Here is a 21,086-nt window from a genome sequence, read left to right as displayed (position 1 = left end):
ATCGTGATCGAGGCTGTTCCTGAGCGGCTGGACATCAAGCAGTCCACCTGGAAGAAGGTCAGCGATTTGGCTCCGGCCAAGAGCATCTTCTGCACCAACTCCTCGACTCTGCTGCCCTCGGCCATGGCACCTTTCACCGACCGTCCCGAGAAGTTTCTTTCCTTCCACTTCGCCAACCAGGTCTGGAAGTTCAATACCGGCGAGATCATGTCCCAGCCCCAGACTGACCGGGACGTCTTCGATCAGGTGGTCGAGTTCGCCAAGGAGATGGGCATGGTTCCGATCAAAATCCACAAGGAGCAGCCGGGGTATGTGCTCAACTCCCTGCTCCTACCTCTGCTGACGGCTGCTGCCGACCTCTGGGTCCGTGGTGTGGCCTCCTTCAAGGACATTGACAAGACTTGGAAGATTGCCACCGGCTCTCCTGCCGGGCCCTTCCGGATTGATGACACCATCGGTATGATGACCATGTACAACCTGAACAAGGACAGCTCCGACCCGGTTCTACGGAAGTTCGCGGAAATCCTCAAATCCGAGTACATCGACAGGGGTCGTATGGGTAAGGCCGTTGGTCACGGTTTCTACGATTACCAATGAGATGCCGACCGGCCCTCAACCACGAGGTATTAAACGCTGTAAGCCTTGGCCTATAAGGGATGGGATTGGATGCATGGTCCCATCCTTTGCGAGTTTTGGCATTGGTCTTCGATGGCCTAGGTCGGTGTGAGGCACAGCATAGTTGTGTGGGTTGAGTTAGGGGGAGTCAAGCCCTACTTTCGGCTATACTGTTGTCTAGAGCTGGTACGAATGCACACTGGACGCAGCCGTCGCTTCAAAGAAGAGTGGTCGAATCAGTGCTTCGGACTGTTTTAATCCCCACACGATAAGCGTATGGGGTATTGACAAGGAAGTAAGGAAGTATCTCAATGCAGAATCTAACCGTATTGGGCACGGGTGTGCTTGGATCGCAGATTATTTTCCAAGCCGCATACATGGGCAAGCATGTCGAGGCTTATGACATCAGCGACGAGATCATCGCCAAGCTTCCCGATCGTTGGGAGTATCTGAAGGCTGCCTACAAACGCGATATTCCCGATGCCGCCGACGAGAAGCTGGATGCTGCCGTCAGCCGTATTCACGGCACGGCCGATATGGCTGAGGCCCTCAAGGACGCCGATATCGTGATCGAGGCTGTTCCTGAGCGGCTGGACATCAAGCAGTCCACCTGGAAGAAGGTCAGCGATTTGGCTCCGGCCAAGAGCATCTTCTGCACCAACTCCTCGACTCTGCTGCCCTCGGCCATGGCACCTTTCACCGACCGTCCCGAGAAGTTTCTCTCCTTCCACTTCGCCAATGAGATCTGGAAGTTCAATACCGGCGAGATCATGTCCCAGCCCCAGACTGACCGGGACGTCTTCGATCAGGTGGTCGAGTTCGCCAAGGAGATGGGCATGGTTCCGATCAAAATCCACAAGGAGCAGCCGGGCTACGTGCTGAACTCCCTGCTGGTTCCCTTCCTGAACGCTGCGTCTGATCTTTGGGTCCGTGGTGTTGCCTCCTTCGAGGACATCGACAAGACCTGGAAGATCGCCACCGGCGCTCCTGCAGGCCCCTTCGAGATCTACGACACCGTCGGCATGATGACCCCCTACAACCTGTCCAAGGACAGCTCCGACCCGGTGCAGAAGGAATTCGCCGAAAAGATCAAGACCGATTTCATTGACAATGGACGCATGGGCAAGGGCTCCGGCCATGGCTTCTACGATTATGAGTGATGCCGCTTGTCATAACCGGTGAGTGCTTGGACCAGAGCCAGATCTGAGTTCCGGTAGATTGCAAGAGGACTGAACGTTGGGAAACCACGTTCAGTCCTTTTCCTATATGGACCATGCCCATGGACGGTTCTCTTGCCTGCCGTTATAGCCTTTCATGTTTCAGGATATATTTGGATATATCCTTCTCCTTATTGGCAACACGCCGTAGTGGGCAACGTTCGACCACATGCTCGGTTTTCATGTGGATGGCTATGGCATCACTGCCATAGTGGGTGTACCCCGGAAGATGTGGATTGGGGTGGCGGCCAGTATGATGGCTGCCGGCACTCCTGCAGGTAGCACACATCCGCATCTTCCGGCGGTCCACTTTGAAAGGGAGGGCAAGATGTCGCAACAGGCAATGGTGACCATGAGCGGATTCGCGGGAGCTGATCCGGTTTCCTTCGGCAGGGAGGGCGGACCGGTGGCCTGCTCCTTGCGGTTGGGTAGCACCAGAAGTTACTACAGCAGTGCGGAACAGGAATGGAGGGAGCAGCCGACCACCTGGATAACGGTCAAGGCCTTCCGAGGATTGGCAGCCAATATTCTGGCTTCGGTCCACAAGGGGGATGCGGTGATAGCCATCGGTTTGCTCATCACTGAGGAGTGGGAGCGTGACGGAGCCAAACGCAGCCGTATAGTCATGGAGGCCTCTGGCCTGGGTCATGACCTCAACCTTGGCCTGACGGCCTTCACGCGAAACTCCGGCAAACAAGGATTTGTGGGTGCTCCCAATCGTCAGCAAAAGGCCAGGGACCCCTTTGCCCAAGCCCAAGCCGAGCAAGGATCAGGGGTCACACAGGGCAGTGACCCAGCAGCTGGCTCCCCTTCCCATGGGCAAGCCGGTGATGGGAAGGGGCCAACAAGGCAAAGAGAAACCCGCGATTGCTCCGGTGAGACGGAGGAGTTCGCGGGTGCTGATATGTAGCCGGTCAGTGGCTGAGTCGCTGGTGTGGGCTAGGTCCTACCAGATGCTGACCCTTTTGCTGGGGTCCAGCCACATCCGGTCTTCCGGCCTGACATCGAAGGCCTGATAGAAGAGGTCCACATTGCGGGCGATGGCATTGGTCCGGCACTCGGCGGGGGAGTGGGGGTCCAGTTGCAGCATCTGTTCGGCAAGCTCGTCACGCTCCTTGGTCCGCCAGATGGAGGCGTAGCTCAGGAAGAAACGCTGGAGGCCGGTGAAGCCGTCGATGACCGGGGCCTGGTCCAGTGTCTGGGCCACAGCCAGGGGAAGGCCGTCCTTGTCCCGGCCCTCGGCAGCGTCCAAGGCCAAGGAGTATGCCTTGAGGGATATGTTGACCCCGCTCAGGTCCCCGATGTTCTCCCCGATGGTCAGGGCGCCGTTGACATGTGGCATGAGTTCGGGGTCATTGGCGTACTTCTGCTCCAGCTGGACCGGTGTCAGCTGGTTGTATTGGTCGATCAGGGCCCGGGTCAGGTTGGTGAAGTTGGCCTTATCTTCAGAGGTCCACCAGTCCTTGAGCTTGCCGTCCCCGTCGAACTGGCTGCCTTGGTCATCGAAGCCGTGGCCGATCTCGTGGCCGATGACTGTGCCGATGGCACCATAATTGGCGGCATCGTCGGCCAGGGGGTTGAAGAAGGGGGGTTGCAGGATGGCTGCGGGGAAGACGATCACATTCTTGGTCGGATCGTAGTAGGCGTTGACCGTCTGCGGGTTCATGACCCATTCCCCACGGTTGACTGGCTTGCCGGCCTTGGCCAGTTGATAGCCGGCCCCGAAGGTGGAGGCGGCGCGGACGTTGTCGACCAAGGAGGCGCCGGGGCAAATATCCAAGGCACTGTAGTCCCGCCACTGGTCGGTGTAGCCAATCATAGGGGTGAACTTGGATAGCTTCTCCAAAGCCTTGGCCTTGGTGGCCTGGCCCAGCCATGAGCTGGATGATATGGAGACCCGGTAGGCGTCGATCAGGTTGGCCACCAACTGCTCCATCCGGTCCTTGGAGGACTGGGGGAAATGCCGCTTGACATACTCCCTGCCCACCTCCTCACCGCAGGTGCCGTTGACCATGGAAACACCACGCTTCCAACGGTCCCGTTGTACCTGAACACCGGAAAGAACCTTGCCGAAGAAGTCGAAGTTGGTCCGGTCGAAGTCGGAGCTGAGCAGGTTGGCCCAGCCGATGATGGTCTGCACCCGGGACCAGAGCTTCAGGTCCTCCAGGTCGGTCTGCTCCCACAGGCCGCTGAGACCGGTGAGGAAACTGGGTTCCATGACGTTTACCCGGCTGAAGGCCTGTGCCAGGTCAAGGGGCTGGTTGGTGCTGGTGGGCGTGGCATCGTAGGCCTCCTGCCAGGCCTGGATCCACAGGGCTATGTCAAAGGAGCCGAATTCCTCGATCAGTTCCTGGTAGTTGGTGGGGTTGTTGACCTTCTGCATGTCTCGGGTGGTCACATTGTCCCAATGGTGGGAGGCGATCTTGGTCTCCAGGTCCAGGAAACGGCGGGCCTGGTCCTGGGTCTCGTCCATATCGCCATACCCCGCCAGCTGCAACTGCTTGGCGACCATATGCATATACTGCTCGCGAATGGGGCCGTAGTGGTCCTCACGGTAGTAGGCCTCATCCGGCAGGCCCAGGCCACCCTGGGCAATGTAGACCACATTGAGGTCGGCGTCGGGGTTGGTGGCATCCGAGTCCACATCCATGGCGAAGATGTCCGGGCCGCCCGTGGGGTTGAGGGATCCCAGGAGACGGACCAGGTCCTTTTTGCTGCTGACGGCGTCTATGGCGTCGAGGTCCCCTTTGATGGGGGTGATGCCGGCCGCTTCGATGGCCTCAGTGTCGCAATATGACCGGTACAGGGCCTGGGACTTGGGGGCGGGGCAGTTCTCGTCCTCAAGAATCTCACGTATCTGGCGTTCGGCATCCTCGGCCAGTTTGTCGAAGCTGCCATAGCGGGAACGGTCCTCGGGCAGGGAGTAGGTGTCGATCCAAGGACCGTTGACGTAGCGGAACAGGTCGTCATTGGGCCTGGTCACCGAGGAGAAGGAGCTGGGCTCAAGGCCCGAAATCGCACTGGTATCCATGCTTGCACTCTAGCCATCTTTGGTGACAATCGCGGTAGATGTGCACCCCATACAGCGGAATCGCAAGGAGGGCTAATCGCCGATGTACGAGGCGGCGGTGATTGCGCTTAGAGCGAGAATCAGTTTGGACAGTTTAGGCCATGCTGTTAAAGCTAATGAATCTCCTTCGGGGGAAGGCATCAACCATCGAATAGAAAAGAGCATGCCATGTCCGAACCTCAGCCCAATGAAAGCAAGGATAGGAACCAACAACCGGGAGCTCAGGGTCAGCCTCAGTACGGAGCCTATGGGAACCAGCAGGGCCAGTATGGCCCCTATGCCAGCGATCCCAAACCATCCGCCAACGAGTACGACCCCAATGGCAGCCCGGCAAGTGCTCAAGGGCAGGGTTCTGGGCAGCCTGGAGACAATCGTCAGTACGCTGGCGGTCAGTATCCCAACAACCAGTATGGGCCAAGCCCCACCGGCGCTTCCGGCAATGGCGGCGATGCTTGGAGGCAGATCAATCCCTTCAACTTGATTGAGGAGATTCTTCCAGCCAAGGCCAAGAATGCCATCCGCGCCATCTATGGCGTGATCGGTGTGGCTGCGATCATTCTGGGTGTGGTCCTGCTGCTCTGGCCAGGTGTTACCATGACCGTCTTTGCCGTGGCCTTGGGCATCTACTTCCTGGTGTCCGGCATTATCCGCCTGGTTTCGGCCATTGTCGAGGTCGGTCTTCCCGGCGGCTGGAGGGTTCTCGACATACTGGTCGGCATTCTCTTGGCCATCGGCGGTGTCATTATGCTCAAGAACTCCACCCTTTCGGGCCTGACCCTGACCATGGTCATCACCCTCATGGTCGGCATCGGCTGGATGATGGAAGGCGTCATGACCCTGGTCGAATCCTGGCGTATGCCCAGCTCTGGTTGGACCGTCTTCTACGCCATCATCTCCCTCATCGCCGGTTTCGTGGTGTTGCTCAACCCCTTCGCCTCCACTGCGGTCCTCATCATCTTCGGTGGTTGGTCACTCCTGATTCTGGGCATCTTCGCCATGGTCCGCGCCTTCCGCTTCGGCAAGAGCGCGAAGACCGGGAACCAGCAGTAAGCAGTAGTCGCTGGCAGCAAGCAGGCAGGGTGGTTCCCCATTGGAGCCACCCTGCTTTTTGTTAGGCCGGGGCAGTAGTGTTAAGGCATGATAGAACTGAAAACCCCTTCGGAAATCGAAGCAATGAAACCAGCTGGCCGTTTTGTCGGCAGCATCCTCAAGGACCTCAAGGCCATGACCAAGGTTGGCACCAACCTTCTGGACATCGACGACTACGTCAGGCAGCGCATCGAGTCATGCAAGGGTGCCGAATCCTGCTACGTGGACTATGCTCCTGATTTCGGCACCGGACCCTTCGCTCACTACATCTGCACCTCGGTCAACGACGCGGTCCTCCATGGAGTGCCCTACGACTATAAGCTCAAGGATGGTGACCTGGTCAGCCTGGACCTGGCCATCAGCGTTGACGGTTGGGTGGGTGATTCGGCCATCAGCTTCGTGGTCGGCCAGGATGCCGACCCCGAGGACTTGCGCCTGATCAAGTGCACCGAAGACGCCTTGGTCGCGGGCATTGCCCAGGCCCAGCCTGGCAACCGCTTGGGAGACATTTCCGCCGCCATCGGCGACGTGGCCCGGTCACAGGGCTACACGGTCAATGTCGAATTCGGCGGTCATGGTGTTGGCCATGTCATGCATGGCGACCCCCTGGTTCCCAATGACGGCAAGGCCGGCCGCGGCTACCGCCTTCGTCCTGGTCTGGTCATCGCCATCGAGCCCTGGTTCCTGGCCACCACCGACGAGATCTTCCAGGACCCCAGGGACGGCTGGACCTTGCGCTCCGAGGACGGTTCCCGGGGGGCCCATAGCGAGCACACCATAGCCATCACCGAGAACGGCCCGCAGATCCTGACCGTCAGGGACTGACGGCCGGGTGGGCTGCCAACACCCTGGCGGCGGCGCAAGGATCATTGCTACCGCCGCCCTTGGGTATGTTGCGTCTTGTTCGTTCGGCTCCGACGCGTACAATGGGGCAACGTGAACAGCAGTCGCAAGGATCCAGAGCAACGGGCACATCGCCGGCGGAACGTAGCCCGTGTGATTTGCATCGTCATTGCCGCGACCATGCTGATGAGTCTGGTCATCCCCGCAATCTACGCCGGCTTTTGACCGGCTGCCTTCCGTAGGCTTGGGGCTTGGAGTCCCATGGAGACGTCAGACGCATCCGTTAAGGCGTCAAGGCTAGTATTTACATAGTTGAATGTATGGTGGTGACAATGGCAGAATTTGATTTTTCCCAGGCCTTGGGCGAGGCTCGAACCAAGTATGAGACGATTGCCAAGGCCCTGAATGTGGACCGTCTCAAGGCGCAGATCGAGCAGCTGGAGGAGGAGGCGTCAGCCCCGGACCTCTGGGACGATCAGGAGAACGCCCAGGACGTGACGACCCGGCTGTCCTCGGCCCAAGCCCAGCTCAAGCATCTGGATACCGCACAGCAGCGTCTTGAGGACGTGGAGACACTCTTCGAACTCGGTCAGGAGGAGGCTGACAAGGCCACCATGGAGGAGGCCCGCAAGGAGGTCGACGCCATCCAGGCCGACCTGGCCCAGATGGAGATCCAGACCCTGCTCGACGGTGAATACGACTCCCGTTCCGCCGTGGTCACCATTCGATCCGGAGCCGGTGGCGTGGATGCCGCCGATTTCGCACAGATGCTCCTGCGCATGTACCTGCGCTGGGCGGAACGCAACGGTTACAAGGCCAAGGTCATGGACACCTCCTATGCCGAGGAGGCGGGCATCAAGTCGGCCACCTTCCAGGTCAACGAACCCTATGCATACGGGCGCCTTTCAGTGGAGGGCGGCACCCATCGCCTGGTGCGCATATCACCCTTCGACAACCAGGGCCGCAGGCAGACCTCATTCGCGGCCGTCGAGGTCGTGCCCCTGGTCAAGGAGACCGACCACATCGACATCCCCGACTCCGACATTCGCGTGGATACCTACTGCTCCTCCGGCCCTGGCGGCCAGGGTGTCAACACCACCTACTCGGCCGTGCGCATCACCCACCTGCCCACCAACATCGTGGTGACCATGCAGGACGAGCGCAGCCAGATTCAGAACCGGGCCGCGGCCATGGCCGTCCTGCAATCCCGCCTCCTGGTCCTGCGCCACGAGGAGGAGGCCAAGAAGAAAAAGGAGCTGGCCGGCGACATCAAAGCCTCCTGGGGGGACCAGATGCGCTCCTACGTCCTGCACCCCTACCAGATGGTCAAGGACCTGCGTACCGGCTATGAGACCTCCCAGACCCAGGCTGTGTTCGATGGTGATATTGATGGCTTCATCGACGCGGGCATCCGCTGGCGGCACGAGCAGCGACGTGAGGAAGCACAGGCGTGATGGTTGGCAAGGAACCCGCAGAACAGCAATGGAAGACCTCACCGATCAGGCTCCACTAGCAGCAGTAAGGACAACAACATGGCGCTCATAACGTTGGACGATGTCTCGAAAATCTACCCCAAGGGGTCCAGGCCGGCCTTGGACCATGTGAACCTGCAGGTCAACCGGGGTGATTTTGTCTTTCTGGTCGGGGCCTCCGGCTCCGGCAAGACCACCCTGCTCAGCCTCCTCCTGCATGAGGAGGAGGCAACGGACGGTGAGATTCGTGTGGCCGGCAATGATCTGCGGCGTCTGACCGCCCGTCAGGTGCCCAATTACCGGCGCGGCATCGGCTTCATCTTCCAGGACTACAAGCTGCTCAACAACAAGACGGTCTGGCAGAATGTGGCCTTCGCCCTGGAGGTCATTGGCACCAGTAGTTCGGCCATCAAGTCTCTGGTGCCCAAGGTCCTCCAGACCGTGGGTCTGACGGGCAAGGAGAGCAACTACCCACACGAGCTCTCCGGCGGAGAGGCCCAGCGCGTGGCCATAGCCCGCGCCTACGTCAACCACCCGCAGATCCTCCTGGCCGACGAGCCCACAGGCAACCTGGACCCGACCACTTCCCTGGGCATCATGGAGGTGTTGGATGCCATTAACCGCACCGGCACCACCATTGTCATGGCGACCCACAACGAGGAGATCGTCAACTCCATGCGCAAGCGGGTCGTGGAGCTCCACAATGGTAGTATCGTGCGCGACCAGGAGAAGGGGTCCTATGATTCGGCCCTCTTCTTCCCTGATGCCGAGGTGGAGTCCAAGGTCCAGGAGGTCATAGCCAGCGAGACCGGCGAGGCGGTCAAGCTGGTCAATCCCGCGGCTACTCCCGATGACAGGGCTGTAGAGGCAGTCAACGCCATGGATGCCATCGTCCAGGCCATGCAGTCCGAAGGCCAGGGTGATGAGGGCATCGCTCGTCTGGCCGGCTCGGTGCATTCCGGACGTACGGGTCGCTACGGTCAGGTATTCCAGTCGGTCGAGACGACCATGACCTGGGGCAAGGGCCTGAGCCTGGATGATGTGGTCGGCCAGGACATCCCGGAAAGGGAGAGTGCCGGGGCAGACAGGGATGACTCCGCCTCGGACGGTTCCACCACTGGCGAGGGCAAGGGTGGAGGAAGCCCTACGGCGGAGCGTCAGGCCCGCCAGACCGGCGATGAGGATCAGGGGTCCCAGGCCATCGCCGATGAAACCGTAGCGGGGGAGAGGCTGCAGGAGCCAGCCGCTGAAAGTACAGCGGAGCAGGACCTTGCAGGCAGGGAAGGCAGCGAGCCCCAGGAGGGGAAGGCAGCCCCTCTGCCGGCACCGACCCAACCCCCGGCGCCCCCGGTGGCTGTGGCTCGGTCCGGCAAGGCCAGTGGCAATAACGAGCATCAGGGAGACCAACAATGAGAATACGGTTCATTCTTTCCGAAACCTGGAGCAGCCTTCGGCAGAACGTGTCCATGATCCTCTCGGTCATGCTGGTCACCTTTATCTCTTTCCTCTTCATTGGTGCATCAGGCCTGATGCAGGCCCAGATCACCAAGGCCAAAGGCGATTGGTACGACAAGGTCGAGGTGGTGGTCTGGCTGTGCCCGGACGGCAACAGTCAGGCGGCATCCTGCGCCACCGGCAAGGCCCCGTCCAAGAACGAGATAGTCAAGCTGGAGTCGACCATCACCAACGAGCTGGGTGATGTGGTCTCCAAGATCACCTACCAGAGCCGTGAGGACTTCTACAAGAACACCTTCCTCAAGCAATACCCCAATGGTTCCTATGAGGGTCACACCATCACCGCGGCCAACATGCAGGATTCCCTGCGGCTGAAGTTGACCGACCCCACCAAGTACCAGGCGGTATCCCAAGTCCTCAGTGGCCGCGACGGGGTGGAGGAGGTACAGGACCAGCGGCAGATTTTCGATCCGGTCTTCAGTATCCTCAACCGAGGCACGGCGGTGACGGTGGTGCTGGCCGCGGTCATGGTGGTGGTCGCCATCCTGCTGACCGGGACGACCATTCGCATGAGTGCCGCCGCTCGAAAGAACGAGACGGAGATCATGCGTCTGGTGGGCGCCTCAAACTGGATCATCCGCCTACCCTTCATTCTCGAGGGCATGGTGGCTTCCCTACTGGGCTCCCTGCTGGCTGCTGGTGCCCTGTCCGCCATCGTCAAGATCTTCATCACCGACTGGCTGGCCAAGACCGTGCAGTGGATGCCCTATGTCAATCAGGCCACCGTCTGGCTCATGGCCCCGGCTCTGGTGATCGGCGCCATGCTCCTATCCGCCTGCGCCTCCGCGGTATCCCTACGCCGTTATCTGAAGGCCTGACGGGGCGATGAGCCAGGGGAGCGTCGGTAGGAGAAGCCCGGGCGGGCACAGGAACGTTTCGGCTGAAACGCCCTCAGCGACTGCCGCTACAATGGACATCCGAATGACTTTTGGAGGATTGGAAGATGAAGCAGATCAAGCGATTGAACGCCGTCGCCTCACTCATAGTGGCCTCGGCGACCCTGGTCGCCTTCGGGGCGGCTGGCATGACCGTCAAGCTGCCCCAAGCCCAGGCGGTCAGTTGGTATGAGTACCAGCAGACGGTCCAGAACAATGAGAACCTCAAGGCCCAGCTTTCTGGTGTCAGCGACGACCTGGCCAATCAGATCATACAGCTGGATGACCTGACCTCCAACCAGATACCGGCGGCCGAGAAGGCCCAGCAGGATTCCCAGCAGAAGGCCGAACAGGCCAAGAGCCTGGCCAAGGCCACCGGTGAGCGCCTGGATGCGGCCAAGAAGGACAAGGCCGATCTGGAGGCCAAGATCAAGCAGTCCGGCGAGGACTTCGACGATGCCAAGGAAGGTATGGCCCAGATGGCCCGGAAGAGCTTCCATGGTTCGGAAGCTTCCGCGATCATGGACGTGGTCACCAAGGCCTCCACCACTGAGGATTTCGTCAACAAGATGCAGGCCGACGCCTCGGTCGCTCGGAGTGAGTCAAACCTGGCCAAGGATTCCGCTGGTGACCTGAACGTTTCCATGAACCGCAGGGAACGTCTGGCCGCCATTGAAAACAGGATCAGCGCCCTGAAGAAGCAGGCTGACGACCAGGATGCGGCCGCCCAGAGGGCCGTCGAGGACGCTTCGGCGAAGCAGCTGCAGCTCCAGTCCCTACGGGACCAGGGCAATGCCACCAAGGCCAGCCTGGAGCAGCAGAAGAGCAGCCTGACCAGCCGGTCGGCCAAGGAGGCCGCGGACATCGTCGCCATGAAGGCGGAGATCGACCTCGCGGCCCAGCAGCAGGCCGCCCAAGCGGCGGCAGCCGCGGACCCCAGCGCAGGCGGCCAGCAGGCGGTGAGTGGACCGGTGAGCGGTGATGCAGCGGTACCCGGTGGCGGAGCCGGCGTCTCGGGCATGGACTATGGGGTGCCTGGCTCCTGTCCGCCTGGTGCAGGTTTCTGCTACGGCCACCCGACCGGCAATTCGGGCAACGCCTACCCTGGCGGCCAGTGCACGGCCTGGGCCTATGTACGGCGGTCGCAGCTGGGGCTGCCTGTCGGCTCCTACTTCGGCAACGCACGCAATTGGGCCGGCAGTGCCAGGTCCTTCGGCTACCTGGTCAACAACAGCCCCCATGTGGGAGCCGTGGTGGTCTTCGGCCCTGGGCAGGCCGGCGCCGATTCCTACTACGGGCATGTCGCTGTGGTCGAGCGTGTCAACGCAGATGGATCCATTCTGATTTCCGAGGGCAACGCGGGGCATGGCTTTGGCTCCTCCCGCATCGTCTACAATGCCTATGCCTACCAGTACATCCACTACTGAGTCACGAAGGGGCTGCGGTAGCGTCTGACATAGGTCTGGTGTATACTATGCGGTATAATGCATAGTATGCGTGATGGTGGCCCACACCCGGCGTGTGAAAGCTGTATATCTCTGGTACGCCTGCACGAGAGCAGCGTAGGACCGCGTCGGATGGAGAAAGGAAGGGGAGGATGGCCAAGGCAACAGGGACGACGATGATCGCCCAGAACCGGCGGGCTCGGCACGACTATACCATCGAGGACCGCTACGAGGCCGGCCTTGCCCTGACCGGTACCGAAGTCAAGTCGCTGCGAGAGGGCAGGGCCTCCCTGGTGGAGTCCTTCGTATCCATAGACCGGTGGGGTGAGGTCTGGTTGGAGAATGCCAACATTCCCGAATACCTCAATGGCACCTGGAATAATCACGCACCCAAGCGCAAGCGCAAGCTGCTGCTGCACTCGGCGCAGATAGCCAAGCTCAGCCGTCAGACCGAGGCCAAGGGCTATACCATCGTGCCCCTCAGTCTCTATTTCAAGGATGGCCGGGTCAAGGCAGAGATTGCCCTGGCCAAAGGCAAGAAGGAATATGACAAACGGCAGGCCCTGCGTGAGGAGCAGGATAAGCGTGAGGCCTTGCGGGTCATGCGCTACAAGAACCGCCAGGCACGCTGAAGCCAGCAAGAAGGCGGACCACCGCTCTTGGGTGGCATCGCACCTGCGGTAGGGGGCAACAGACAGCAGCAATGAGGAGAGGGAGTCCGATGGTGAGGGGACGGCATATCAGAAGCCTGCTGGCGGCCAGCTGCGCGTTGACGATGGCTCTTGCTGTGGGTGCCTGCGGCACCTCGGATGATAAAGACGGGTCGGCCCAGATGGGCTATGACGTCTCCTCCATCAAGAAGGATCCGGCCCTGGCCGCGCTTCTGCCTGAGTCTGTGACCCGGGATGGCAAGTTCACCGTGGGTGCAGCCACCGAGTATGCCCCGGCTGAGTTCCTGGCCTCCGACGGCAAGACCCCCATCGGGTATGAGGTGGACCTGTCCAAGGCTTTGGCGGCCCTCTTCGGGCTTGAGGAGGAGACCGTCTCGACCCCCTTCGACTCGGTCATACCCGCCATCGGTTCCAAATATGACGTGGGCATTTCCGGCTTCACGGTGACTGCTGAGCGCATGGACGCCGTTGAATTCGTCTCCTATTTCAAGGCCGGCTCCACCTATGTGGTCCGTAAGGGCAACCCCGACAGAGTGGACATATCGAATCTGTGCGGCAGGACGGTGGGACTGCAGACAGGCACTGTCCAGGAGACCGAGATGATCGCCGCCGACAGCAAGTGCCGGGCCGAAGGCAAGAAGTCCATCGACATCCAATCCTTGAAGATGCAGACCGATGTGACCACATCGGTGGTGACCGGCAAGGCCGATGTCTTCTACTCGGACAGTCCTGTTGCCGGCTATGCGGTCAAGCAGACCGACGGCGCCCTGCAGACCCTGGGCAGGAACGTGGGGGTCACCCCTGCGGCCGCAGCCATCAAAAAAGGCGATAGACAGACCACGGAGGCCATCCGTCAGGGCTTCCAGAAACTCATGGACGACGGAACCTACATGAAGATTCTCGATACTTGGGGGGTCGGCTCAGGAGCCATCAGCAAGGCCGAGATCAACCCCGAGGTCAAGTGACGGCGGGCTAGCGCCAGCGGCAATCGGTAGAGAAGCCATATGAGCACGGATAGACAGAGGAGGGCTTGCCCATGGCAGGATCACAGCAGCAGGACGACGTGGAGATACCAGGCAGGATCAAGGCCCTGCCGGTCCGTAGACCCGGTTCCCTGGTGGCGGGCATCATCGTGGCCATCTTGGCCCTTATCCTGGTGCGGGGCATGGTGACCAATGAGAAACTGGACTGGCCCACAGTCTGGAAGTACCTCTTCAACGAGCATCTCCTGGACGGTATCGGCTGGACCATCCTGCTGACTGTCTCCTCCATGGTCATCGCCATCGCCTTGGCCGTGCTTCTGGCGGTCATGCGTAAGTCCATCAACCCGGTCCTACGCTGGGTCAGCTGGTTCTACATCTGGTTCTTCCGTGGAACGCCTGTATACACGCAGCTGGTCTTCTGGGGCCTTTTCGCGGTGCTGATTCCCCGGATCAGCCTGGGCATTCCCTTCACAGACATCCACATCTGGCAGATGGACACCACCCAGCTCAACAAGCTGATCGCCCCCGGCTTCCTGGCCGCTATGATTGGCTTGGCCTTGAATGAGGCCGCCTACCTGGCCGAAATCGTCAGGGCCGGACTGGAGGCTGTGGACCCGGGTCAGGCCGAGGCCGCCCAGGCCCTGGGCATGTCCCACCCCATGATCATGCGGCGGATCATCCTGCCCCAGACCATGCGTATCATCGTGCCTCCCACAGGTAATGAGATCATCTCCATGCTCAAGACCACATCGCTGGTCCAGGCCGTGCCCTTCACCCTGGAATTGCAGTTCGCCTCCAATGCCATAGCCTCGCGTATATACAAGCCCATTCCGCTGCTGATTGTGGCCTGCTTCTGGTATCTGCTGATCACCACAGTGCTCATGATCATCCAGGCACGTGTCGAGAAGCACTTCGGCAAGGGCTTCGACCAACGTCAGGCCAAGGCCGGGCCGGGTGAGGGAAAGTCGTCGGATGGGTCGTGCACTACGGCGGCAAAGGACCAGGAGAAGGTCAAGGATCTGACCTTCCTGGGTCTGAACGCCTGATGGTGGAGCCGGTACGAGAGGGTGGTGAACGATGACGTCGATAGATACAGGGCGGCAGGTGCGGCGAAGGCCCAGCAGCCAGCAATCACACAAGACCAGCAAGGAGACCAGCATGGCAGACAAGGCGGGTCAGGAGACCAGCAGCGGCAAGACCGGACAGGGACTGGCCCCGGCCGTCAAGGCAACTGGAGTTCATAAGGCCTTCGGCAGCCTCCACGTGCTCAGGGGTGTTGACCTGACGGTCATGCCTGGCACCGTGACCGTTATCCTGGGCCCCTCAGGTTCTGGCAAATCGACCTTTTTAAGGCTGATCAACCAGTTGGAGACCCTGACCGCCGGTTCCATCGAGGTGGACGGGGAGCTGATAGGCTACAAGCATGTGACCAAGCAGGGTAAGGACATGCTGCAGACCCTGAACGACAAGGAGATAGCCAGGCAGCGCGCCAAACTGGGCATGGTCTTCCAACGCTTCAACCTTTTCCCCCACAAGACGGCTCTGGAGAACGTCATGGAGGCACCGGTCCATGTGGCCGGCGTACCCAAGAGCCAGGCCAGGGTCCAGGCCATAGCCGAACTGCAACGGGTGGGATTGGGTGACAGAATCGACTATTACCCCATGCAGCTCTCCGGCGGCCAGCAGCAGCGGGTGGCCATAGCACGTGCCCTGGCCATGAAGCCTGAGATCATGCTCTTCGATGAACCCACCTCAGCCCTGGACCCGGAGCTGGTTGGTGAGGTTCTGACCGTCATGCGCTCCCTGGCGGACGCAGGTATGACCATGATCGTGGTCACCCATGAGATTGGTTTCGCCAGGGAGGTTGCGGACCAGATCGTCTTCATGGATGGGGGAGTGGTGGTCGAGGCAGGCGGCCCGCAGATCATCGACCTGCCCCAGGAGGCCCGGTTCAAGGATTTCATCAACCACGTGCTCTGATCCGTCCATCCAAGGACCCGCGAGTCATCCCATGCCAATCGCAAGCAATCAGTGAACATCGGACCCCTATGGCGTGGCCGGGAGCGTCATCACTTAGAATCGTGAGTCATGTGTGGAATCGTAGGGTATGCAGGCAACCAGACTGCCTGTGGCAAACCGCTTGAGGTCTGTCTGCAAGGGTTGAAGCGACTCGAATACCGAGGCTATGACTCCGCCGGTGTGGCCCTGGCGGCCCCCGGTATGGAGCAGGTTGTCGTGCGGAAGAAGGCCGGTCGCCTGGCCAATCTTGAGGCCGATTTGCAGGCCAGGCCCCTGCCGGATGCCACGGTAGGCATCGGCCACACGCGCTGGGCCACCAATGGTCAGCCTTCCGACATCAATTCCCATCCCCATCTCAGCAGCGATGGCCATGTGGCGATCATCCATAACGGCATCATCGAGAACGCCAACCAGCTGAAGACTGAGCTTGAGGCCGAGGGCCATTCCTTCGTGTCGGCCACCGACAGCGAGGTGGCGGCCAAGCTCCTGGGCAAGCTGGCACAAGAGGTCATGGATGAGACGGGGGAACCGGATCTTTGTGAAGCCCTCCGCCGTATGGCCCGTATGCTGACCGGTGCCTTCACCATCCTGGCCGTGGACAACCGGCAGCCCCATATTGTGGTCGGTGCCCGGCATGATTCGCCGCTGGTGGTTGGCCTGGGAGAGGGTGAGAACTTCCTGGGCTCCGATGTGGCGGCCTTCGTGGCCTATACGGACCAGGCTATGGAAGTGGGCCAGGACCAGGCGGTTTGCCTGTCGGGCGACCAGGTGGTCATCACTGACTTCGATGGCAATCCGGTCACCGATTCCAAGCGTTTCACCGTTGACTGGGATGCCTCCGAGGTCGAAAAGGGCGGCTGGCCCTCCTTTATGGACAAGGAGATTCACGAGGACCCGTCTGCGGTGGCCGACACCCTCCTGGGCCGTTTCGATGCCAAGGGAGATATAGCCCTGGATGAGGTTCATATTGATGAGGAGGTCTTCCGCTCCATAGACAAGATCATCGTGGTGGCCTGTGGCACCGCCTCCTATGCCGGCATGGTGGCCAAGTACGCCATTGAGCATTGGGTGCGCATTCCCGTGGAGGTTGAGCTGGCCCATGAGTTCCGCTACCGCGATCCGATTCTGACCCACCGCACCCTGGTGGTGGCGATCTCCCAATCCGGAGAGACCATGGACACCCTCATGGCCCTGCGACATGCCCGTGAGCAGGGGTCGCGCGTTCTGGCCATCTGCAATACGCAGGGGTCCTCCATTCCGCGAGAATCCGATGCGGTACTCTACACCCATGCCGGGCCTGAGATCGCCGTGGCCTCGACCAAGGCCTTCCTGGCCCAGATCGTGGCGGCCTATATGCTGGGCCTCTATCTGGCCCAGGTCAAGGGCACCATGTTCGCTGATGAGATCCGCCAGATAGTCGGGCAGCTCAAGGCCATGCCTGCCAAGATCCAGTGGGTCCTTGACCACCAGGCCGACCAGGTCGAGCAGGCAGCCAGGCGTTTGTCCGGCGCCCGTTCCTTCCTCTTCCTGGGTCGTCATGTGGGCTATCCGGTGGCCATGGAGGGTGCCTTGAAGCTCAAGGAGATCGCCTACACCTTCACGGAGGGCTTTGCGGCCGGTGAGCTCAAGCACGGCCCCATCGCCCTGGTCGAGGAGGGCGAGCCCGTCGTGGTCATCGTCCCCTCCTCGCATGGACGAGACACTCTGCACAACAAGGTCATCTCCGGCATCGAGGAGGTCAAGGCCCGTGGTGCCTTTACCATAGCGGTCGCCGAGGAGGGTGACCCCGATGCCGAACGGTACGCCGATGTCGTCTTCTGGAGGCCGGCCTGCCCCACCCTCCTGAGTCCCCTGGTTGATGTGGTGCCCCTGCAGCTCCTGGCTATGGACATGGCCCAGATCAAGGGGCTTGACGTGGACAAGCCAAGGAACCTGGCCAAGTCCGTCACTGTCGAGTGACGCTTGGTAGGGCGGGATTGGGGGTCGGGGCCTGGAAGTACTCCTCGGCAGGAGGGCAGGGTTCGGCCCCACCGTTGGGTTCTTGAGGAGCCGGACATACCCTTCGACCTGCCGGTCCTCTACGAGGACGAGCGGATCATCGTGGTCGACAAGCCGCACTTTCTGGCCACCACGCCCCGGGGCATGTGGTATCGGCAGACTGCCCTTCTGCGCTTGCAGGAGGGGCTGAACGAACCGGACATCACTCCGGCCCACCGGCTTGATAGGTTGACCGCCGGTGTTCTGGTCCTGGTGCGCGACCCCGCCTACCGTGGCGCATACCAGCTCCTCTTCGAGCATCATCTGGTCAGGAAGACCTATCAGTGTCTGGCACCCTGCCTGCCGGCCAGGAGGCCCAGCTTCGGTACGGTCAGCCGGTTGAGTCCGCCGGCTGCCTTCCCGCTCCTGCGTAGGTCCAGGCTGGTCAAGGACCGGGGCCGGCTCCAGGCCTATGAGGAGCCTGGCACGGTCAATGCCGAAACGGTGATACAGCTGGCCGACCAGCAGCCCGGCGAGGTGGTCAGGGCCGGCTACCGGCTCTACGACCTCTACCCTGTGACGGGCAAGACCCACCAGCTGAGGGTGCACATGAACTCCTTGGGCTTGCCCATTGTGGGCGACCCCTTCTACCCGGACCTGGTCGATCGGCCCTACGACGATTTCTCGCAGCCCCTGGAACTGGTGGCCCGGACCCTGGAATTCGATGATCCGGTGGATGGCCGACGGCATCGCTTCCGCTCACAGGTTGGACTTGGAGCAGGCCGGCGATGAGGGTGAGGACCGCTTAGGTCGTCCTTTCGTGTCCTTGCCGATTGGTCTGGCGGCCCCCTGCTGGAGCGACCTCCCAGCTGGTGGATGATCAGCAGGAGACTGAGACCGGCTCCCATATTGGCCACGATCACAGGCCCTTCGAATGACGACAGGTGAGCATATGACTGGCCGATGGTGCAACACCTCATTCACCTCGGTTGTCATGGATGCATCATCATTGCCAGGAGGGCGTAGATGACTGGCAAAAACCAGTACCAGTGGATACCCTATAGACTGTTGGGAGGAGCGCGGGTCCGGAATCCGGGCCGCAAGGGCGCGGCGGACTGTGCCCGAAGCTGTGATTGACATTGGAAGAGCCTGCATTTCCCCCGGTAAGGCAGGACATCATGGAAAGCAGTAACTATGGTAACAGCAAGGGCATTTCGTTGGCCCAGTGCCTTGAGGGGCAAGAAACCATGCATCTGGTATGGCGGCGATTACAACCCGGACCAGTGGCCGGAGGATGTCTGGGATGAGGACGTGCGGCTCATGCTCAAGGCCGGTGTCAACCTGGTCTCCGTAGGTATCTTCTCTTGGGCCAAGATAGAGCCTCAGGAGGGCCTATACGATTTTGCCTGGCTGGACAGGATCATCGACAAGCTCGGCAAGGCCGGGATAGCTGTCGACCTGGCCTCGGCCACGGCTTCGCCACCCATGTGGTTGACCCAAGCCCATCCAGAGGTCCTGTGGCGTGACGAGCGGGGAGACGTATGCTGGCCAGGAGCCAGGCAGCACTGGCGTCCGACCAGCTCGGTCTTCCGCGAATACGCCCTCAGCCTCTGCCGTGCTATGGCCGACCACTACCGTGACAACCCCTACGTGGTGGCATGGCATGTCGGCAACGAGTACGGCTGCCACAACCGCTTCGACTATTCCGACGATGCCATGCATGGCTTCCAACGCTGGTGCAAGAAGCGCTATGCGACGATTGATGCTGTAAACGAAGCCTGGGGAACGTCCTTTTGGTCGCAGACCATGACTGAATTCGACCAGATCATGCCGCCCAGGTACATTGGTGAGGGCAACTTCATGAATCCGGGGAAGCTGCTCGACTTCAAGCGCTTCAGCTCCGATGCCCTCAAGGATTTCTTCAAGGCGGAACGCGATGCGCTCGCCGACATCACGCCGGACAAACCGCTGACCACCAACTTCATGGTCGCCGCCTCCAATGCCCCTGTCGACTATGACGATTGGAAGGGGGAGGTCGACTTCGTATCCAACGACCACTATTTCACCCCTGGCGAGCAGCATCTGGATGAATTGGCGTATTCCGCGTCTTTGGTCGATGGCCTGGCAGGCAAGAATCCTTGGTTCCTAATGGAGCATTCGACAGGCGCCGTCAACTGGAGGCCCATCAACTATAGGAAGGAACCAGGCCAACTGATTCGGGACTCCTTGGTCCACGTGGCCATGGGAGCCGATGCCATTTGCTACTTCCAGTGGCGGCAGTCGCGGGCTGGGGCGGAGAAATTCCACTCGGCCATGCTCCCACACGCCGGAGAGGACAGTCAGATCTTCCGGGATGTCTGCGAGCTCGGCAAGGACCTGAAGACCCTGTCCAAGCATGGGATTCTCGACACCCATCTGCGTCAATCACCAATCGCTGTGGTCTTCGACTACAAGAGCCAATGGGCAACCGAGCAATCCGCGACCCCCACCCAGGAGGTCAGGCATTGGACCGAGTCCTTGGCATGGTTCCGGGCCCTGGCTGATCTGGGAATTACCGCAGACGTGGTTCCCATGGGTGGTGACTGGGATTCCTACCGGGCCGTGGTGCTGCCCAGTGTATACGTGCTTGATGCCGCCAATGCCAAGCGGGTCCGGGACTATGTGGTCGCCGGTGGCAGGCTGTTCGCCACCAGCTACACCGCAATAGCCGACGAACATGATCAGGTGGGACTTGGCGGGTATCCAGCCGCCATAGCGGACGTGGTCGGTGTGCGTTCCGAGGAGTTCGTGCCCCTTGGCAATGACTATGAAGCTGGTATGGACCATGTCGATCTCGACAATGGCGCGGTTGCCCATGATCTGGTGGACGCCATCAGCTCGGTGGCTCCCGGGGTCCAGGTGCTGGCCAGCTATCGGGCTGATGCATGGTCCGGGCTGAACGGCATGCCCGCCATAACCCTCAACCAATTCGGCGAGGGCCAGGCTGCCTATCTGGGTTGCCTGCTGGGGGAGCGGGGATTGGCCTTGAGTCTCCCGGCTGTATTGGACGCCATGGGCCTTAACTATTCCAAGGCCGATGACCGCAACGAGGTACTGCGGGTGGAGAGGACGGATGCCAAGCAGGAGAATGGGTTCGTCTTCTACTTCAACCGTACGAGGGGCCTGGCCATGGTTCAGCTGGAGGGTAGGGCCCTGATTGCTTCGCATGCCCAGGTCAATGACAGTGAGCATACGGCAGCCCTGGAGCCCAACGGTGTTATCGTAGTGGCCATCTGAACCGAGCCTGGTGGCGGCG

16 protein-coding genes and 1 pseudogene are annotated in these 21,086 nt (G+C 60.7%); 16 read left to right on the top strand and 1 reads right to left on the bottom strand.

Annotated elements, in window-relative coordinates:
* The 3 genes from CRD60_RS03805 to CRD60_RS03795 form a co-directional block, all read left to right on the top strand.
* Window positions 1-597: 3-hydroxyacyl-CoA dehydrogenase NAD-binding domain-containing protein (locus CRD60_RS03805; protein WP_113859993.1), on the top strand; the 597-nt coding region annotated here is incomplete at its 5' end.
* A gap of 329 nt (window positions 598-926) precedes the next feature.
* Window positions 927-1,775, top strand: a complete 849-nt coding sequence (locus CRD60_RS03800) for a 3-hydroxyacyl-CoA dehydrogenase (protein WP_113859946.1) — start codon at window positions 927-929, stop codon at window positions 1,773-1,775.
* Between the two features lie 385 nt (window positions 1,776-2,160).
* A complete protein-coding gene (locus CRD60_RS03795; RefSeq protein WP_161522180.1) occupies window positions 2,161-2,742 on the top strand; it encodes a single-stranded DNA-binding protein in 582 nt (193 codons plus the stop codon).
* Between the two features lie 36 nt (window positions 2,743-2,778).
* On the opposite strand, the gene CRD60_RS03790 is transcribed toward CRD60_RS03795, so the two are convergent.
* A complete protein-coding gene (locus CRD60_RS03790) occupies window positions 2,779-4,863 on the bottom strand; it encodes a M13 family metallopeptidase (protein WP_113859944.1) in 2,085 nt (694 codons plus the stop codon).
* A 207-nt stretch (window positions 4,864-5,070) separates the two neighbouring features.
* On the opposite strand from CRD60_RS03790, the gene CRD60_RS03785 reads away from it, so the two are divergent.
* The 13 genes and pseudogenes from CRD60_RS03785 to CRD60_RS03725 all read left to right on the top strand — a co-directional run bounded on the left by CRD60_RS03785 (window position 5,071) and on the right by CRD60_RS03725 (window position 21,067).
* Window positions 5,071-5,952 carry an HdeD family acid-resistance protein gene (locus CRD60_RS03785; protein WP_113859943.1) on the top strand — a complete coding sequence of 294 codons (882 nt, stop codon included), beginning with the start codon at window positions 5,071-5,073 and terminating at the stop codon, window positions 5,950-5,952.
* Window positions 5,953-6,039: 87 nt separating this feature from the next.
* A complete protein-coding gene (gene map, locus CRD60_RS03780) occupies window positions 6,040-6,816 on the top strand; it encodes a type I methionyl aminopeptidase (protein WP_113859942.1) in 777 nt (258 codons plus the stop codon).
* A gap of 350 nt (window positions 6,817-7,166) precedes the next feature.
* Window positions 7,167-8,288, top strand: a complete 1,122-nt coding sequence (gene prfB, locus CRD60_RS03775) for a peptide chain release factor 2 (protein WP_113859992.1) — start codon at window positions 7,167-7,169, stop codon at window positions 8,286-8,288.
* Between the two features lie 78 nt (window positions 8,289-8,366).
* Window positions 8,367-9,335: pseudogene (gene ftsE, locus CRD60_RS03770) on the top strand (cell division ATP-binding protein FtsE); the annotation flags it as partial.
* Window positions 9,336-9,715: 380 nt separating this feature from the next.
* Window positions 9,716-10,639 carry a permease-like cell division protein FtsX gene (ftsX, locus tag CRD60_RS03765; protein ID WP_113859940.1) on the top strand — a complete coding sequence of 308 codons (924 nt, stop codon included), beginning with the start codon at window positions 9,716-9,718 and terminating at the stop codon, window positions 10,637-10,639.
* Window positions 10,640-10,764: 125 nt separating this feature from the next.
* Complete coding sequence (locus CRD60_RS03760) at window positions 10,765-12,123, top strand: CHAP domain-containing protein (RefSeq protein ID WP_113859939.1); 1,359 nt, start codon at window positions 10,765-10,767, stop codon at window positions 12,121-12,123.
* Between the two features lie 170 nt (window positions 12,124-12,293).
* A complete protein-coding gene (gene smpB, locus CRD60_RS03755) occupies window positions 12,294-12,773 on the top strand; it encodes an SsrA-binding protein SmpB (RefSeq protein WP_113859938.1) in 480 nt (159 codons plus the stop codon).
* An 89-nt stretch (window positions 12,774-12,862) separates the two neighbouring features.
* Complete coding sequence (locus tag CRD60_RS03750) at window positions 12,863-13,777, top strand: ABC transporter substrate-binding protein (RefSeq protein ID WP_113859937.1); 915 nt, start codon at window positions 12,863-12,865, stop codon at window positions 13,775-13,777.
* Window positions 13,778-13,848: 71 nt separating this feature from the next.
* Window positions 13,849-14,841 carry an amino acid ABC transporter permease gene (locus tag CRD60_RS03745; RefSeq protein ID WP_113859936.1) on the top strand — a complete coding sequence of 331 codons (993 nt, stop codon included), beginning with the start codon at window positions 13,849-13,851 and terminating at the stop codon, window positions 14,839-14,841.
* Window positions 14,842-14,953: 112 nt separating this feature from the next.
* Window positions 14,954-15,775: an amino acid ABC transporter ATP-binding protein gene (locus CRD60_RS03740; protein WP_113859935.1), complete on the top strand. Its 822-nt coding sequence runs from the start codon at window positions 14,954-14,956 to the stop codon at window positions 15,773-15,775.
* A gap of 108 nt (window positions 15,776-15,883) precedes the next feature.
* Complete coding sequence (gene glmS, locus CRD60_RS03735; RefSeq protein WP_113859934.1) at window positions 15,884-17,773, top strand: glutamine--fructose-6-phosphate transaminase (isomerizing); 1,890 nt, start codon at window positions 15,884-15,886, stop codon at window positions 17,771-17,773.
* A gap of 96 nt (window positions 17,774-17,869) precedes the next feature.
* A complete protein-coding gene (locus CRD60_RS03730; RefSeq protein ID WP_236630817.1) occupies window positions 17,870-18,583 on the top strand; it encodes a pseudouridine synthase in 714 nt (237 codons plus the stop codon).
* Between the two features lie 402 nt (window positions 18,584-18,985).
* Window positions 18,986-21,067, top strand: a complete 2,082-nt coding sequence (locus tag CRD60_RS03725; protein ID WP_113859932.1) for a beta-galactosidase — start codon at window positions 18,986-18,988, stop codon at window positions 21,065-21,067.
* Window positions 21,068-21,086: the final 19 nt, after the last annotated feature.

The organism is Bifidobacterium aemilianum (genome assembly GCF_003315635.1).
Taxonomy (GTDB): domain Bacteria; phylum Actinomycetota; class Actinomycetes; order Actinomycetales; family Bifidobacteriaceae; genus Bifidobacterium; species Bifidobacterium aemilianum.
Note: the sequence above shows the minus strand (reverse complement) of the source record. Positions and strands in the feature narration are given on the sequence as shown.

What these genes read in the sequence shown, in the direction of transcription:
- CRD60_RS03785 (WP_113859943.1), top strand. Translation starts at nt 5,071, where the DNA reads ATGTCCGAACCTCAGCCCAATGAAAGCAAGGATAGGAACCAACAACCG.
- map (WP_113859942.1), top strand. Translation starts at nt 6,040, where the DNA reads ATGATAGAACTGAAAACCCCTTCGGAAATCGAAGCAATGAAACCAGCT.
- CRD60_RS03740 (WP_113859935.1), top strand. Translation starts at nt 14,954, where the DNA reads ATGGCAGACAAGGCGGGTCAGGAGACCAGCAGCGGCAAGACCGGACAG.
- glmS (WP_113859934.1), top strand. Translation starts at nt 15,884, where the DNA reads ATGTGTGGAATCGTAGGGTATGCAGGCAACCAGACTGCCTGTGGCAAA.
- prfB (WP_113859992.1), top strand. Translation starts at nt 7,167, where the DNA reads ATGGCAGAATTTGATTTTTCCCAGGCCTTGGGCGAGGCTCGAACCAAG.
- CRD60_RS03790 (WP_113859944.1), bottom strand. Translation starts at nt 4,863, where the DNA reads ATGGATACCAGTGCGATTTCGGGCCTTGAGCCCAGCTCCTTCTCCTCG.
- CRD60_RS03750 (WP_113859937.1), top strand. Translation starts at nt 12,863, where the DNA reads ATGGTGAGGGGACGGCATATCAGAAGCCTGCTGGCGGCCAGCTGCGCG.
- CRD60_RS03760 (WP_113859939.1), top strand. Translation starts at nt 10,765, where the DNA reads ATGAAGCAGATCAAGCGATTGAACGCCGTCGCCTCACTCATAGTGGCC.
- CRD60_RS03800 (WP_113859946.1), top strand. Translation starts at nt 927, where the DNA reads ATGCAGAATCTAACCGTATTGGGCACGGGTGTGCTTGGATCGCAGATT.
- CRD60_RS03795 (WP_161522180.1), top strand. Translation starts at nt 2,161, where the DNA reads ATGTCGCAACAGGCAATGGTGACCATGAGCGGATTCGCGGGAGCTGAT.
- ftsX (WP_113859940.1), top strand. Translation starts at nt 9,716, where the DNA reads ATGAGAATACGGTTCATTCTTTCCGAAACCTGGAGCAGCCTTCGGCAG.
- CRD60_RS03725 (WP_113859932.1), top strand. Translation starts at nt 18,986, where the DNA reads ATGGTAACAGCAAGGGCATTTCGTTGGCCCAGTGCCTTGAGGGGCAAG.
- smpB (WP_113859938.1), top strand. Translation starts at nt 12,294, where the DNA reads ATGGCCAAGGCAACAGGGACGACGATGATCGCCCAGAACCGGCGGGCT.
- CRD60_RS03745 (WP_113859936.1), top strand. Translation starts at nt 13,849, where the DNA reads ATGGCAGGATCACAGCAGCAGGACGACGTGGAGATACCAGGCAGGATC.